This is a genomic window from Pseudomonas sp. YL2 (assembly GCF_023063025.1).
Taxonomy (GTDB): Bacteria; Pseudomonadota; Gammaproteobacteria; order Pseudomonadales; family Pseudomonadaceae; genus Aquipseudomonas; species Aquipseudomonas putida_A.
Genome location: NZ_JAJSLU010000019.1, coordinates 119409 through 134731 on the forward strand (window position 1 = coordinate 119409; position 15323 = coordinate 134731).

Below are 15323 nucleotides of genomic sequence, written 5' to 3' on the forward strand. Positions count from 1 at the left end.
TGCGTTTATTTACCGGTAATCATCGGCAGGTTCAGCCCCTGCTCCTTGGCGCAGTCGATAGCGATCTGGTAACCGGCATCGGCGTGACGCATGACACCGGTCGCCGGGTCGTTGTGCAGCACGCGCGCAATACGCTCGGCCGCTTCGTCAGTACCGTCGCAGACAATCACCATGCCCGAGTGCTGCGAGAAGCCCATGCCCACACCACCGCCGTGGTGCAGGGAAACCCAAGTCGCGCCGCTCGCGGTGTTCAGCAGAGCGTTGAGCAGTGGCCAGTCGGACACGGCGTCGGAACCGTCCTGCATCGATTCGGTTTCGCGGTTCGGGCTGGCAACGGAGCCGGAGTCGAGGTGGTCGCGACCGATCACGATCGGTGCCGACAGCTCGCCGCTGCGCACCATTTCGTTGAACGCCAGACCGAGCTTGGCGCGCAGGCCCAGACCGACCCAGCAGATACGTGCCGGCAGCCCCTGGAAGCTGATGCGCTCGCGGGCCATGTCCAGCCAGTTGTGCAGGTGCGCGTCGTCCGGGATCAGTTCTTTGACTTTGGCGTCGGTTTTGTAGATGTCCTGCGGATCACCCGACAGCGCCGCCCAGCGGAACGGACCGATGCCACGGCAGAACAGTGGGCGGATGTAGGCCGGTACAAAGCCTGGGAAGTCGAACGCGTTTTCCACGCCTTCTTCTTGCGCCATCTGACGGATGTTGTTGCCGTAGTCGAAGGTCGGAATGCCTTGTTTCTGGAAGTCCAGCATCGCTTTGACGTGGACGGCCATCGACTGCTTGGCGGCCTTGATCACAGCGGCCGGCTCGGTCTTGGCGCGGGCGCGATATTCGTCCCAAGTCCAGCCAGCCGGCAGGTAGCCGTTCAGTGGGTCGTGGGCGCTGGTCTGGTCGGTGACCATGTCCGGGCGCACACCGCGCTTGACCAGTTCCGGCAGAATTTCTGCCGCGTTGCCCAGCAGCGCGATGGAAATCGCTTTGCCTTCGGCGGTGTATTTGGCGATGCGCGCCAGGGCGTCATCGAGATCTTTGGCCTGCTCGTCGACGTAGCGGCTTTTCAAGCGGAAATCGATGCTCACCTGCTGGCATTCGATATTCAGCGAGCAGGCACCGGCCAGGGTGGCGGCCAGCGGCTGAGCACCGCCCATGCCGCCCAGACCCGCGGTCAGGACCCACTTGCCTTTGAGGTTGTCGTTGTAGTGCTGACGACCGGCTTCGACGAAGGTTTCGTAGGTGCCCTGAACAATGCCCTGGCTGCCGATGTAGATCCAGCTGCCGGCGGTCATCTGGCCGTACATGGCCAGGCCCTTGGCGTCGAGTTCGTTGAAGTGTTCCCAGCTCGCCCAGTGCGGCACCAGGTTGGAGTTGGCGATCAATACGCGCGGGGCGTTGCTGTGGGTCTTGAACACGCCGACCGGTTTGCCCGACTGCACCAGCAGGGTTTCATCGTCGTTCAGATTGGTCAGGCTTTCGACGATCTTGTCGTAGCACTCCCAGTTACGCGCAGCGCGACCGATGCCACCGTAGACCACCAGCTCTTTCGGGTTCTCGGCCACTTCTGGATCGAGGTTGTTCATCAGCATGCGCAGCGGCGCTTCGGTCAGCCAGCTCTTGGCGGTCAGCTTGTTGCCGCGCGATGCACGGATTTCGACGTCACGTCTCTTTGTATAAACGGCAGTTGTAGGCTTATTGTCAGTCACGAAAAAGACTCCTCAGCGATCAATTCAAACCAACCCTGGCAGTGGGCAAGCAGCCTGCGCGCCTCAATGCGCGACAAGCGAATCAGTGGACGCTGCGGACTCATACGCATACGTCTTTACTTGTACATACAAGCATATGCAATCAAGCGGCCAACTTGCTGGAGGGGCGTTCAAGAAAAATTGCGGACAGGGCTGCAGAGCGCCTGAGACAAGGGTTGCGGCGTGAATGAAAATTTTTGCGGAGGTGTATGAGGGAAGTGTGCAGCTGTTACGAAAGCGTGGTTTTGCGCCACGCTGGGGCGTTCGGTAACAAGTTGGTGCGCCGAGGGAAACAGGATTGAAATGCAATTGTGGCGAGGGAGCTTGCTCCCGCTGGAGGCCGAAGGACTCCCATTCCGGCATTTACCGAAATGGGGCCGCTTCGCAGCCCAGCGGGAGCAAGCTCCCTCGCCACAATGTGTTTTATATGAGCAGAAGGATCAGCGCGCAGTCAGCTCGATCACGCAGCACGCGGCGTTTACCGCGACTTCAAGCAGGCCGGTGTTACCGTCCAGTTGCAGGCAATCATGGCGGCCGAGTTGCGCAGTGTTGTCAGCAACCTGCACTTGCAGCAGCTCACTGACACTGAACACCAGCACCGTCGTCGCCGAGCTGAAAAACCGCTGCTCGCCATCCAGCCACTGCAACCGCGCGCTGTACCGCTGCGGCGCGTAGATCAGGTTGAAGTCGCGGATCGCGCCGCCGAGCAAGGTGCAGGACACCTGGCTTTCGCCGCTGAAGGCAAACGGGTCCAGCGGTAACAGCGGCCGCGTGTCATCACCATCGACGCACAGGGTCATGCCATCGCCCTGCAATACCGTGATCACCCGCTGGTAACCGGCAAAGGTCGAGAAACCACCGGACTCGGCGATGTCGGCAATCGACAGGCGCCAGCCGAAACCATCGAGGCCGGCACCCGCATCACGGGTAATCTCTTCGGTGCTGCCGCCGCCGTTTTTCCACGGCATGCGCGGGTAGCCTTCAGCGCGTAAAACCTTTACCTGACTCATTTATGAAAGCGTCCTTCCAGACGATGACGGGAACCTGGGTGAATCAAACGCGCGGCGGTCACCGGCTGACGCCCCGACCACGTGCGGCGACGGATCAGCAGGCATGGCTCGCCTTTTTCGATCTGCAGCAACTTGCACTCGGACGGCTCGGCGAGGATCGCCTCGACGACGTGCTCGCCTTCGGTCAGTGGCGCGACCTGGTTGAGATAGGCGTAAGGGGTCTGCAGGGTGAAGTCCTGCTTGAGGTATTCCGGGGCGACCAGTGCGTTGACGAAGCGGTCTTCGATTTGCACCGGAATGTCGTTTTCGTAATGCACGATCAGCGAGTGGAACACCTTCTGCCCTTCGCGCATGTCCAGCGCCAGCGCGCGCTCGGAACCGGCGGCCTCTTCTTCGAGGGTGATCACCTGACAGGTGTGGCGATGGCCACGGGAGGCAATTTCATCAGCGATGTTGTGCACTTCGAACAACGCAGACTGGCTCTTCGGTTCAGCGACAAACGTACCGACACCTTGCATGCGCACGAGCAGGCCGTCGGCGGTCATTTCGCGCAGCGCGCGGTTGATGGTCATGCGGCTGAAACCGAGCTGGCTGACCAGTTCGCTTTCCGATGGCACGCGGTAGTGCGGTGGCCAGTTACCGCTGTCGATCTGCTGGGTGATCATCTGTTTGACGCGGGCGTACAAGGGCGCCGGACTGTCGCCCAGGTTCGCGGCCAACGGAGAGACTGGAGGCGGAGTCGGCACGGTTGATCCCTGTTCATTGGATGAGGGTTGCTAGCTTGCCGGAGTTTACCGGGCAGGCAAACGTCTGTATATGTATATACAAATAACACACGATGGGGTGCTGAACCATGTCCGCTTTCTTTGCCGAACGCGCGCTGCTGCCTAACGGATGGGCCAACAATGTACGTCTCGAGGTCAGCGCCGATGGCGTGCTGACCCAGATTCAGGCCGATTCCACTGCAGACGGCGCCGAACGGCTGAGCGGTCCGCTGCTGCCGGGCATGCCCAATCTGCACTCCCACGCCTTCCAGCGCGCGATGGCCGGGCTGGCCGAAGTGGCCGGCAATCCGAACGACAGTTTCTGGACCTGGCGCGACCTGATGTATCGGCTCGTCGGAAAAATCAGCCCCGAGCAACTCGGCGTGATCGCCCGTCAGCTGTACATCGAAATGCTCAAGGCCGGTTACACCTCGGTTGCTGAATTCCACTATGTACACCACGACAATAACGGTCAGCCGTATGCCGATCCGGCCGAACTGGCACTGCGCATCAGTCAGGCAGCGAGCGAAAGCGGCATCGGTCTGACCCTGCTGCCGGTGCTCTACAGCCATTCCGGATTCGGCGGCCAAACGCCCAATGATGGGCAGCGCCGCTTCATCAACAGCACCGAAAATTACCTGAACCTGCAATCGCGCTTGCAGCCATTACTGGCTCAGCAAAAAGCCCAATCGCTGGGACTGTGCTTCCACTCGCTGCGTGCGGTCACCCCGCAGCAGATCAGCGAAGTGCTGGCCGCCAGCGACAAGCAGTGCCCGGTGCACATTCACATCGCCGAACAGCAGAAGGAAGTCGATGACTGCCTGAGCTGGAGCGGTCGCCGTCCGTTGCAATGGCTCTACGAAAATACCGAAGTCGATCAGCGCTGGTGCCTGGTTCACGCCACCCACGCCAACCCGGAAGAAGTCACGCTGATGGCCAAGAGTCGCGCCATCGCCGGCCTGTGCCTGACCACTGAAGCGAATCTGGGCGACGGGATTTTCCCGGCGGTGGATTTCCTCGCCCAGGGCGGACGCATGGGCATCGGTTCCGACAGCCATGTGTCGCTCAGCGTGGTCGAGGAATTGCGCTGGCTGGAATACGGCCAGCGTCTGCGTGATCAGCGGCGTAACCGTTTGTATGGCGCGGATCAGCCGATGGTTGGGCGCACGCTGTATGACGCAGCGCTGGACGGCGGCGCCCAGGCTTTGGGACAGCCGATTGGCGCGCTGGAAGTCGGCAAGCGTGCGGACTGGATCGTGCTCGATGGCAATGATCCGTATCTGGCGACCGCCAGCGGCGACGGGATCTTGAATCGCTGGTTGTTTGCCGGTGGCGATCGTCAGGTGCGCGACGTGCTGGTCAATGGCCAATGGGTGGTGCGCGATGGCCGACACGCGGGCGAAGAGGAAAGCGCACGCGCCTTCACCCAGGTTCTGCGCGAGCTTTTGGGCTGACACAAAACAAAAATGTGGGAGCGAGCCTGCTCGCGAAAGCGGTGTATCAGCAACACTTTCGTTAACTGACACGCCCTCTTCGCGAGCAGGCTCGCTCCCACATTTGATTTGTGGTGACCTTTAGTTCGAAGTCTTGGCCATCTGCCGATCCGACGCCCGCCAGATCAGTCGCGTAGTGTCGTAACCCTGCTGACGCGCCTTGCTCAGCAACTCCTCGCGCACCACACCGTTGACGGTTGGCGTGCGCGACAGCAACCACATGTACTTGCGACTCGGATCGCCGACGATGGCAGTCTTGTAGTCGTCGCTGACGTACAACACCCAGTATTCGCCTTTCGCCACACCCGGAATCAAGCGCGAGAACCAGGTATCGAACTCGACCCACAACTTGTCGGTCTTGCCCGGCACCTGTGGATAAGCTTTGCCTTTGGCTTCTTCCCACTGCCAGTCGGAGGTCAGGCAGCGATTGAGCACATCGACATTGCCGTCGGGTCTGAGCGAGTAGTGGGCTTCGGACTGCGCGCAGTTGCGCTGGAAGTACATCGGCAGGCGCGCCAGTTCATACCAGGTGCCCTGATAACGCTTGAGATTGACACTGTGAGCCGTCTTGGGCGCCAGCGGATCTTCACCGTGGGTGGCGCAGCCGGCCAGTACCAGGCCGGCAAAAAGGACGAACAATAACCGCTTCATTATTTTTCTCCCGTGGGCGCATAGCCCCGGTTTACTTCAGGCCTTGGCCGGAAAACATCAGCACTTTGTCACCGGCGTACTGCACGCTGATAAAGCTGTTTTTATCGCCCCAGGTGCAACTGGACATGCCGAGCGCACCCGAACAGTCGGTGGGTTTGCCGAGCAGCGTCTCAACCTCGGCCTTGGCCATGCCGGCCGAAAGCTTGGAATAGTTTTCCTGATTGACCTTGCTGCACGCGGCCAACAGCACGCAAAAAGTCAGAAGGGCGATAGATCGCAGCGACATGAAGTAACTCCTGGAGCGGAAGGGGGATGGCATGGTGCCAACCAGAAGCTTAGAAGAGAAAACCCTCATCTGGTTCCCTTCAGAAAGGGCTATTTATCGCTCCGCTCGTCTGGCATTTACCGGTAAATCAGACACTTTGTGCGGCTATTGAGCATTTCGTCGCATTTCATCAAAGACGCCTAATCTTTGGCGCGCGGCGGTCGAAATAAGAGCAGCGCAAAGCCCCCGAGTGTGGCAAATTCCCACCCTTTCTCGACCAGCCCCTTCGCGGTAGTTCATTCGATGACCAGAAACATGAAATTCAGCCACAAGATCTTGTTGGCTGCCGCCCTCGTGGTGGCCGTTGCGTTCGCCTGTTTCATTTTGTTCAACGACTATCGACAACGCGAAGCCCTGAGCAGCAGCACCGAAGCCTCGATGCAGGAACTCGGCAGCCTGACCACCAGCAACATCCAGACCTGGCTGGAAAGCCGCATCCAGTTGCTGCAATCGCTGTCGCAGCAGGTCGCCGCCGACGGCAGCGCCCCGGCCAGCCTAAAACGCATCATCGACCTGCCCGCCTACACCGGCAATTTCCAGCTCAGCTATTTCGGCGGTGCTGACGGCGTGATGTTCTCGGTGCCCGCCGGCAACCGCGCGCCGGACTACGACCCGCGCGCCCGAGGCTGGTACAAGGCAGCCAACAGCGCCCAACAGACCATCGTCACCGAACCCTACATCGCCGCCTCGTCGGGCAAACTGGTGATCACCGTCGCCACCCCGGTGCAGCGTCAGGGTCAGATGATCGGTGTGGCCGGCGCGGACATCGACCTGACCAGCGTCAGCGCGATCATCAACTCGCTCAACTTTGGTGGCCACGGCCATGCGTTCATCGTCAGCGCCGATGGCAAGATCCTGATTCACCCGGACAGCAAACTGGTTCTGAAAACCCTCGCCGAGGCTTATCCAAACGGCGCACCGAAAGTCAGCCCGGGCCTGAAAGAAGTCGAATTCGACGGCAAGACTCAACTGATCTCGTTCACCCGCGTTAACGGCGTGCCATCGGCCGACTGGTACGTGGCGCTGGTGCTGGACAAAGACACCGCGTTCTCGATGCTCAGCGAATTCCGCACCTCGGCGCTGATCGCCATGGTGATCGCCGTGGTGATCATCATCGCCCTGCTCGGCATGCTGATCCGCGTGCTGATGCAACCGCTGCTGACCATGGGCCGCGCCATGCACGACATCGCCGAAGGTGAAGGCGATCTGACCAAACGTCTGGTGATCCACGGCCACGACGAGTTCGGCGCGCTGGGCCTGTCGTTCAACCGCTTCGTCGAACGTATTCACACTTCGATCCGCGAAGTGGCCTCGGCCACCGGCCAGGTCAACGAAGTCGCCCTGCGCGTGGTCGCCGCTTCGAACTCGTCGATGTACAACTCCGACCAGCAGGCCAGTCGCACCAACAGTGTGGCCGCGGCGATCAACCAGCTCGGCGCCGCCGCTCAGGAAATCGCTCAGAACGCCGCCCTCGCCTCGCAGCACTCCAGCGATGCGCGCAGCCTGGCGGTCGACGGCCAGCAGGTTGTGGATAAAACCATCCACGCGATGCAGCAGTTGTCGGCAAAAATCAGCGACTCCTGCGGCAACATCGAAACCCTCAACAGCAACACGGTGAACATCGGGCAGATTCTGGAAGTGATCACCAGCATCTCGCAGCAGACCAACCTGCTGGCGCTAAACGCTGCCATCGAAGCGGCCCGCGCCGGTGAGGCTGGCCGTGGTTTCGCCGTGGTCGCTGACGAGGTGCGCAACCTCGCCCACCGCACTCAGGATTCGGCGCAGCAAGTGCAGAAGATGATCGAAGAACTGCAAGTCGGCGCGCGTCAGGCCGTGAGCATCATGACCGAGAGCCAGCGCGAGAGCGAAAGCAGCGTCGGCATCGCCAACCAGGCCGGCGAACGTCTGGGCAGCGTGACCCAACGCATCGGCGAGATCGACGGGATGAACCAGTCGGTGGCTACCGCGACTGAGGAACAGACGGCTGTGGTCGAATCGATCAACGTCGACATCAACGAGATCAACACGCTGAACCAGGAAGGTGTCGAGAACCTGCAGGCAACCTTGCGCGCTTGCTCGGATCTGGAGCAACAGGCGGCGCGCTTGAAGCAGTTGGTAGGCAGCTTCAGGATCTAAGGCGCGGCCACTGGCCTCTTCGCGAGCAAGCCCGCTCCCACAGGGATCTTCGGTGTTAACACAATGTGTGTTCCACCATAAGGCACTGTGGGAGCGGGCTTGCTCGCGAAGGCGGCAGCAGCCTTAACGCAAGTTTAGAATCGGGAACCTGGCCCGGCGAGAAATTCAAGTTCTTCCGCCGTCGACTCCCGCCCCAACACCGCATTGCGATGCGGAAACCGTCCAAACCGCGCAATCACTTTCCGATGCCGCTCGGCATAGTCCAGATTGTCGGCAAACACCGTCCGCTCGGCTTCCGGCTGTTCAGCTACCAGATCGATAAAACGCGACACGGCTTCGTTCTGCACCGCGAGGTTTTCGCAGTGTTCGAACACCAGATAAATGAATACCCGCTGAATCGGCTTCAGTTGCCGGTCGAAGTCCGCTGCAATGCCTTGGGCGACGAGTTTCTGCGCCCGCAGATCACCCGAGAATGCTTTGGGCGTGTCGCGAAAGATCATGCGCGGCAGTTGATCAAGCAGCAGCACCACCGCCAGCCAACCTTCGGGACGTTGCGTCCACTCGGTCAATTCGCCAGCGAGGGCCTGATCGACAAAGACCCCGAAACGCTCACGCGCTTCGAGGTCCTGACTGTCTTTCTTGCCGAACCACAACTTGCCCTTGTCAGCCGCAACCTCGTCCGGTGATTCGCTTTGTCCGAACCACCAATCGAGCAACGGCTGCCAGGGCGCGTTCATGGCTTATTCCTTGTGGTAAGCCGTGGCGCGGGCGACTTCTTCTTTCGAGCCGAGGAACACCGCTACGCGCTGGTGCAGGCCTTCCGGCTGAATGTCGAGGATGCGCTGGTGGCCGTCAGTGGACGCGCCGCCGGCCTGTTCCACCAGGAACGACATCGGGTTGGCTTCGTACATCAGACGCAGTTTGCCGGGCTTGGATGGCTCACGGCTGTCGCGTGGATACATGAACAGACCGCCACGGGTCAGGATACGGTGCACATCGGCCACCATCGCGGCGACCCAGCGCATGTTGTAGTTCTTCTTCAGCGGGCCTTCTTCGCCGGCCAGCAGTTCGCTGACGTAGCGTTGTACCGGGGCTTCCCAGTGGCGCTGGTTGGACATGTTGATCGCGAATTCCTGGGTGGTTTCAGGAATGGTGATGTCTTCGTGGGTCAGCACGAAGCTGCCCATTTCGCGGTCCAGGGTGAAGCCTTTGACGCCGTCGCCCAGAGTCAGCACCAGCATGGTCTGCGGGCCGTAGATCGCGTAACCGGCGGCAACCTGCTGGGTGCCTGGCTGCAGGAAGGCTTTTTCGTTCAGCGGCTCGTTCTGGCTCAGGTATTCGTTCGGGCAACGCAGTACCGAGAAGATGGTGCCGACCGGAGCGTTGATATCGATGTTCGACGAGCCGTCCAGTGGGTCGAATACCAGCAGGTAGGCGCCTTTCGGGTATTTGCCCGGGATCTGGTAGGCATTGTCCATTTCTTCGGACGCCATGCCGGCCAGGTGACCGCCCCATTCGTTGGCTTCGAGCAGGATCTCGTTCGACAGCACGTCGAGCTTCTTCTGCACTTCGCCTTGGACGTTTTCAGTGCCCATGCTGCCCAGAACACCACCCAGGGCGCCTTTGGACACGGCGTGGCTGATCTCTTTGCAGGCACGCGCCACCACTTCGATCAGGAAGCGCAGATCGGCAGGAGTGTTATTGCTGCGGGTCTGCTCAATCAAATAGCGACTCAGGGTAACGCGGGACATGGACGGCTCCGGTGGAATGGGGGGCTAAAAACCCGCGCAGTTTACAGGGAGTCTGAAAACGTAGCGAGCGATGACGCCCGGTAACGTGCATTGGGGCGCAATTGCTTGTATCAGACGTGATCGGGTCGAGAGAGTTCAGGTACCGGATTGAGCGTAGTTCGAAACGGGACGGGTGGTGCGTGCGCAACCGCGACCGATCTGAAATTCTCGTTGGCCGATCAGCCGCCTTCGCGAGCAAGCCCGCTCCCACATTGATCGCGTCCATCGAGGCTACTCGGTCAACTGTGGGAGCGGGCTTGCTCGCGAATGGCGCGCAGCGCCAGCCATTCTCAGGAATTGGTCGGCGGCTTGCGCAACAGGCTCGCCGCCATCGCCCCGAGGAACACCACACTCACCAGCAACACCGCCCACAGGCCGATTTTCTTCCAGTTGGTCTCGGCTACTGCCGCCGTAGTCGCCGGCGCAGCCTGAGTGGCAACCACCTCACCCTGCACCGTCGCCTTGCCCAGCGTCGCGAGCTTCTGCGGTTTGAAATCCGGAATCAGCGTGCTCAGCGGCAAGTTCGCGGTTTTCACCGTCGGATTGCCCAGCGCCAGGCTGTAAGGCCCGTCACCCCGTGCGAGGAAAATCACCTGGGTCGCCCGCACCGCGTACTTCAGGCTCGGTGCCTGCTCACCCAGACCGCCGCCGCGCTCGTCCACGCTCAGTTTCAACTGCTGCACAGTTTGCCCGTACAACTGCAATTCGTTTTGCACCACGTCCTGACCGTTCTGGGTCAGGCGATACAGCAAACCGTTGCTCAACGTCTGCCACGGCAGGCTGCTTTCGCGCCGGCCCGCGAGTGTGACCGGAGCCAGACTGTTCGGTTGTTTCAGCTCGACTTGCACCCGCTCGACATTCAGGCCCATCGGCAATTGCCAGATGTACTCACCGGACTTGGTGCTGTTGCCCGCCAGCGCTTGCGACCAGACCAACGGCAGCGGCACGTTACGCGGATCGCTGCTTTTCAGTTGAGCGGACGTGAGGATTGGCGCCGAGGTTGGCGCATCCCACAGCAGACGCAGATAGCGCGCCGATTGCCCCGGCAGCGCCACCTCATGCTGCTCGATGCGCTCGTCGGAAAAGGTCAGCCGTGCCACCTGCCCCTCGCCCCACGCCTGCCAATGCTGCAAATCATCACTGGCCTCGATGCTGAAACGCTGGAAGCCGTCGCGCTCGCTGGTCCAGTCGAGAATCAACTGCTGCAGCGGCGCCTTGATCGCACTGGCATCGAGCAGCCAGCCACGCAGCACTTCTTCACCAGCCTCCAGCTGAGTCGACGGTTGCACTTCCACCAGTGTGCCGGTGGTGGTCGATTGCACGCGCACGTTCGGCGCACGCTCACTGGCATCGGCGGCGTTGTACAGCGGGAACCACTTCACCTCATGCAACTGACCGTCGTCGCGAGTCTGCGCCGATTCCCGGGCCAGGGCGTAGGCCTGTGGTTCGCCGGCGGCGTTGAACACGCGCAGGTCGCTGAGATCGGTCTGGCGGGCCTGCAATTGTGCGCTCAGCGGCAGGTCGAGGCGATACCACGGGCCGTTGCCGCTCACCGTCAGCGGCACCTGCGTGGCGAAGTCCGCCGGTTTTTCCTGCGCGCCAGCAGCCATCACCACGCCCAGCGCCAACCACCCCAGATTCAGCATGCGACTCAAGATGAAACTCCTTCGGTATCCGGCACGGGTTTGTCCGCCACCGGTTCGGCTTCGACACGTTTCGGTGGCAGCGGTGCGAAATAGCCCACCACCAGCAGCAACACGCCGACGCCGATAAACGAGACGATCCGGGCCAGTCCGCCACGGTTGCTCAATTCGACAAAAATCAGTTTGGCCACCACCAGCGCAATCAACGCCGCGCCGATCAGCCACACTTCGCGCCGGTGACGCAGGTGTCCGCCGATCATCAGCCCCAACGCCATCAGGGTCCAGACGATGGACAACCCGGCCTGCACCAGCATCGATTCGAGCAGCAGATCCAGCTCGAACGGAATGCCCGCCCAATGGTGCGCAGCGCGGGTCACCAGCGCGGTGCAGAAAGCGAACAGCGAAACCCCGGCGACCAGTTGTGTGGCGTACTCGGCGTAATCCTTGCGCAGGGCAAACTGCGTCACCGCATGGCGCGACCACACGTACACCCCGAACAGGGCGAACAGCAGGCCCAATTCCAGCGGGTTGATCAGCGGCACGTACGGCAGCGGTTCGGCGTTACCGTCGCTAACGCCGTTGGCCAGCCAGAACCACGCCAGCATCAGCACTGCCAGCGGCGCGGCGGCGTACAAACGATATTCCCGCGGGAATGCCGCCACCGGCCATGGCCAGCTGCGCGGAGCCGCCGCCAACAGCAGATACAGGCTCGGCAGGATCGCCCAGCCCAGCCAGCGCCACGCGTTGTATTGCTCGGACAACAGCAGCAGACCGTAGCGCAGCTCCAGCGCCAGTACGCCGATCAGCAGCCAGCAACCCAGCACGTGCGCCGTGCTCAAGGCGCGTGCCGGTAGCATCGGCGCCAGACGCCGCAGGCTGAAGAAATGCACGGCGAACACCAATACCCACGCCAGCCAACCGAAATTCGCCGCTGGGTGATAACGCGCATGCCACGCCGCCAGCAGCACCAGCCCCGCCGCCGGGATCAGCAAGGTGCAGAGCAGGCCCAGCGCCGGCCATTTCAGGCGCAGCGCCAACAATGTCCACAGCGCCACATTCAGCGCGGCAATCAGCAGCAACAGCGTCGCCTGCAGATTCAGCGGCGCAAAACGCAGCACCTCACTGACCCACGCCAACGCCCACCAACCGGCGCCCCACACCAGCAGCACTTCGGACAGGCGTTGCAAACTCAGCGCATCGAACGCCGAGGCATGATTGCCCAGTTGCAGACGCCAGGCACCGACCAGCGCGGCCAGCCCCAGTACCAGCGGCGTCCAGAAGCCGCCATGGGCCAACGGCCGCAGACCTTCGCTGGACAGCGGCCCGAGCAACTCGGGGCCGGTCAACAAGAACGCCGCGCCACCGATCAACTGCAACAACAGGCCGAAAACAAAACTCACGCGCTGCTTGAGGTACAGGCTCAGCCAGATGATCAGCAGACCGCTCGCCGCCCACACCGCACTCGCGGTTTGCCACGGCAGCACGAACAGCACCGCCAGATTGATCAGCACCAACCCCGCCAGCAATACCACCGACAACCCGCGCAGCAGCCGCACATCGCCGCGCACCATCTCGTCGCGCGCCGCCAGCAGCATCCCGCCGATCAACGCCACACCGATCACGGATGCGCTGAGCAAACCGCTCCACCCGGCGCTGAACACCGCCGTCGAACCCTCACCTGCACCTTGCAGGCGCAACAGGAACAGCGCACCACCGAGCAACTGCACAGTGAACGCGGTGAACAGGAACGTGCGCGATTGCAGGCGCAGACCGACGAACAAGGTCACCAATCCGGCCAAGGCCCAACTGATCGCTGTCAGCTGAACAAAGAAAAACAACGGCGCCAGCAAATACAGGAACGTCAGGCCCAGTGCCGCCAGCACCGGCAAACCCTGGCGCTCCCACGGCGAAGCCTGTTCCGCCGAGGCTTTGCGCAATTGATAGAAACTGAACAGCAGCGCGATGCCGAGCATCAACGCCCCCAGCGGTGCGCCGTCGAGCAGGCTGCTTTCGCCAACCCGCAACTGACTGAGAAAGGCCAGCGCCGACCCCAGTTGCAGCAGCAGGGCAAACGCTCGGGCGAACGGCCGATGCTGACGCAGGCCGAGCCAGAAAATCCCCGCGCCCTCCACTGCCCACGCCGCCGAAGTCCAGCGCGCATCGAGGCCCAGCGGGATCGCCAGACTGGCGAAAATCACCCCCAGCGCCAGACAGGTTTCACCCAGCAACAAGGCGCGGCCGCCCATCAACACCCGGGCCAGGCCCATGTAGATCACGCCCAGTGCGAGTGCGCTGAACGCAGCGGCGAACTCCAGGTGCTGCACCAGCGCAAACTGCAGACCGAAGCCCACGATCGGCGGGCCGAACAGCATCGTGCCGTCGACGTAGTCGCCCTTGCGCGCCGACCAGTGCAGCAGCGCCTCGCGATCGCCGTCTGCTGGCGCATCGGGCATGTCGAGCAACTTGCGTCGGGCGAACAACAGGCCGATGCCCAGGTACATCAGGAAGAACAGAATCAGGAACGGCTCGGTGCTCCACAGCAACTCGGGCGCATAGGAGCGCAGGCCCCAGGCGAAGCCGATACCGAACGTGCCGACGAACCCGATCAGGTTAAGCAGGCGCCAGGCCTTGAACCAGGCAATGGCGAGAATGCCGGCATTGAGCAACGCGAAATAGCTGAACAGCGCGACATGGTTGCCCTCCCCGGTCGAGGTCAGGATCGGCGCGGCGAAACCGCCCAATGCTGCAGCCGCCGCCAGCCCCAGCGCATCCTGAGTGATGGCGAGAATCGCCGAGAACACCGTGACCGCCACCAGCAACCCCAGCGCGGCGGACGGATCGAGCAACGGATGCAGACGCATCGCCGCAAACACCGTCAGGTACAGCACCGCGATCCCGGTGCCCTGCAGAATCAGCGCATAACTGCTGTTGCGCGTACGCAGCCACCAGCCCAGTGCCAGCAGGGCCAACGCCGCCGCCGCGACGCCGGCATAACGCAGTTCGATCGGCACCACCATGCCCTCGGTGGCGTAGCGCAGCAGGAACGCCAGACCGAAAAACAGCAGCACCACACCAACCCGCAGCACGGTGTTGCCACCGAACAGCCAGTCACGCGCAGCGCTGATGCCACGCTCGATCAGGTTCGGGCCACGAGGTTCGGCAGGCTGTGCCGGCGCTGCTGGCTCGTCGGTAACAGCATCCAGACGCCAGACATCCGCCGGCAGCGGCTGGCTGGTTTCGCTGGCAACGGTAGACATCGGTTCGAGTTCGGGTGGCAGTTCCCAGACCAGATCCGGCGTGGGGGAGGATGATTGTTCGGCGACGATGATCGGCTCAACGATGGCGTCCGGCATCGGCGCCACGCTCGGCGGCGTGCTGCGCAAGCTGGCACCTTCAAGCAGAAACAGACGCTGCTCGACGGCTTGCAGGGCGACCTTGGCCTGTTCCAGTTGACGCTGTTGGTCGGTGGCCTGCGAGCCAAGCCGGGCGATGCGTAGCGTTTGCCCGATCGCAAGCCCGAGCAGTGCACCAAGCAGCGCGGCACTGAACGACTCATCGAGCAGCCAGCCGAGCAGCAGCCCGATCAACATGAACATCCATTGCATGGTCGATATCCCTAAGCAGCCCCGAGGCGGGGCAATCCCGACAGTTGCTTCAGTCTAGGCAAAATCCAATGTGGGAGGGGGGCTTGGGTCGGAGGGGTTGTGGGGGGCGGACGTCCCCTTGGATGCGCACACCCCCCCCCCGGCGGCCCGCTCCCCCCCACCGG

The 15323-nt window shown here is 62.0% G+C and carries 11 protein-coding genes and 1 pseudogene; 3 read left to right on the top strand and 9 right to left on the bottom strand.

From position 1 onward, the window contains the following. Positions 1 to 5 precede the first annotated feature (5 nt). From hutU to hutC, 3 genes are all read right to left on the bottom strand, one after another. Positions 6 to 1703 (bottom strand): urocanate hydratase, encoded by a 1698-nt coding sequence (hutU, locus tag LVD08_RS23240; RefSeq protein WP_027611281.1) that lies wholly within the window; start codon positions 1701 to 1703, stop codon positions 6 to 8. A 479-nt stretch (positions 1704 to 2182) separates the two neighbouring features. Then, entirely contained in the window at positions 2183 to 2752 is a 570-nt protein-coding gene (locus LVD08_RS23245; protein WP_247269362.1) for a HutD/Ves family protein, read from the bottom strand. After that, complete coding sequence (hutC, locus tag LVD08_RS23250; RefSeq protein WP_230679353.1) at positions 2749 to 3417, bottom strand: histidine utilization repressor; 669 nt, start codon at positions 3415 to 3417, stop codon at positions 2749 to 2751. The genes LVD08_RS23245 and hutC overlap by 4 nt, the downstream gene beginning before the upstream one ends. 188 nt (positions 3418 to 3605) lie before the next feature. Here hutC and LVD08_RS23255 point away from each other — a divergent pair, with 188 nt between their 5' ends. Then, complete coding sequence (locus tag LVD08_RS23255; protein WP_247269363.1) at positions 3606 to 4970, top strand: formimidoylglutamate deiminase; 1365 nt, start codon at positions 3606 to 3608, stop codon at positions 4968 to 4970. A 120-nt stretch (positions 4971 to 5090) separates the two neighbouring features. Here the strand turns inward: LVD08_RS23255 and LVD08_RS23260 are convergent, their stop codons facing one another. Both LVD08_RS23260 and LVD08_RS23265 read right to left on the bottom strand, forming a co-directional pair. Then, complete coding sequence (locus LVD08_RS23260) at positions 5091 to 5660, bottom strand: lipocalin family protein (RefSeq protein WP_096794672.1); 570 nt, start codon at positions 5658 to 5660, stop codon at positions 5091 to 5093. A 31-nt stretch (positions 5661 to 5691) separates the two neighbouring features. Beyond that, on the bottom strand, positions 5692 to 5946 hold the full coding sequence (locus LVD08_RS23265; protein WP_003220802.1) for a hypothetical protein: 255 nt from the start codon (positions 5944 to 5946) through the stop codon (positions 5692 to 5694). Positions 5947 to 6240: 294 nt separating this feature from the next. On the opposite strand from LVD08_RS23265, the pseudogene LVD08_RS28350 reads away from it, so the two are divergent. Both LVD08_RS28350 and LVD08_RS28355 read left to right on the top strand, forming a co-directional pair. Then, positions 6241 to 7263, top strand: a pseudogene (locus LVD08_RS28350) (cache domain-containing sensor histidine kinase); the annotation flags it as partial. Positions 7264 to 7356: 93 nt separating this feature from the next. Then, positions 7357 to 8121: a methyl-accepting chemotaxis protein gene (locus tag LVD08_RS28355; RefSeq protein ID WP_371260421.1), complete on the top strand. Its 765-nt coding sequence runs from the start codon at positions 7357 to 7359 to the stop codon at positions 8119 to 8121. A 134-nt stretch (positions 8122 to 8255) separates the two neighbouring features. Here LVD08_RS28355 and LVD08_RS23275 read toward each other — a convergent pair whose 3' ends face one another. The 4 genes from LVD08_RS23275 to LVD08_RS23290 all read right to left on the bottom strand — a co-directional run bounded on the left by LVD08_RS23275 (position 8256) and on the right by LVD08_RS23290 (position 15159). Continuing rightward, on the bottom strand, positions 8256 to 8858 hold the full coding sequence (locus LVD08_RS23275; protein ID WP_247269365.1) for a DUF924 family protein: 603 nt from the start codon (positions 8856 to 8858) through the stop codon (positions 8256 to 8258). Positions 8859 to 8861: 3 nt separating this feature from the next. Then, complete coding sequence (locus tag LVD08_RS23280) at positions 8862 to 9872, bottom strand: class 1 fructose-bisphosphatase (RefSeq protein ID WP_007961744.1); 1011 nt, start codon at positions 9870 to 9872, stop codon at positions 8862 to 8864. A gap of 329 nt (positions 9873 to 10201) precedes the next feature. Beyond that, complete coding sequence (locus tag LVD08_RS23285) at positions 10202 to 11566, bottom strand: DUF3999 domain-containing protein (protein ID WP_247269366.1); 1365 nt, start codon at positions 11564 to 11566, stop codon at positions 10202 to 10204. After that, on the bottom strand, positions 11563 to 15159 hold the full coding sequence (locus LVD08_RS23290) for a DUF2339 domain-containing protein (RefSeq protein ID WP_247269367.1): 3597 nt from the start codon (positions 15157 to 15159) through the stop codon (positions 11563 to 11565). Before LVD08_RS23290 ends, LVD08_RS23285 begins: the two co-directional genes overlap by 4 nt. Positions 15160 to 15323: the final 164 nt, after the last annotated feature.

What these genes read in the sequence shown, in the direction of transcription:
- LVD08_RS23245 (WP_247269362.1), bottom strand. Translation starts at nt 2,752, where the DNA reads ATGAGTCAGGTAAAGGTTTTACGCGCTGAAGGCTACCCGCGCATGCCG.
- hutC (WP_230679353.1), bottom strand. Translation starts at nt 3,417, where the DNA reads ATGATCACCCAGCAGATCGACAGCGGTAACTGGCCACCGCACTACCGC.
- LVD08_RS23255 (WP_247269363.1), top strand. Translation starts at nt 3,606, where the DNA reads ATGTCCGCTTTCTTTGCCGAACGCGCGCTGCTGCCTAACGGATGGGCC.
- LVD08_RS23260 (WP_096794672.1), bottom strand. Translation starts at nt 5,660, where the DNA reads ATGAAGCGGTTATTGTTCGTCCTTTTTGCCGGCCTGGTACTGGCCGGC.
- LVD08_RS23265 (WP_003220802.1), bottom strand. Translation starts at nt 5,946, where the DNA reads ATGTCGCTGCGATCTATCGCCCTTCTGACTTTTTGCGTGCTGTTGGCC.
- LVD08_RS28355 (WP_371260421.1), top strand. Translation starts at nt 7,357, where the DNA reads ATGTACAACTCCGACCAGCAGGCCAGTCGCACCAACAGTGTGGCCGCG.
- LVD08_RS23275 (WP_247269365.1), bottom strand. Translation starts at nt 8,858, where the DNA reads ATGAACGCGCCCTGGCAGCCGTTGCTCGATTGGTGGTTCGGACAAAGC.
- LVD08_RS23280 (WP_007961744.1), bottom strand. Translation starts at nt 9,872, where the DNA reads ATGTCCCGCGTTACCCTGAGTCGCTATTTGATTGAGCAGACCCGCAGC.
- LVD08_RS23290 (WP_247269367.1), bottom strand. Translation starts at nt 15,159, where the DNA reads ATGCAATGGATGTTCATGTTGATCGGGCTGCTGCTCGGCTGGCTGCTC.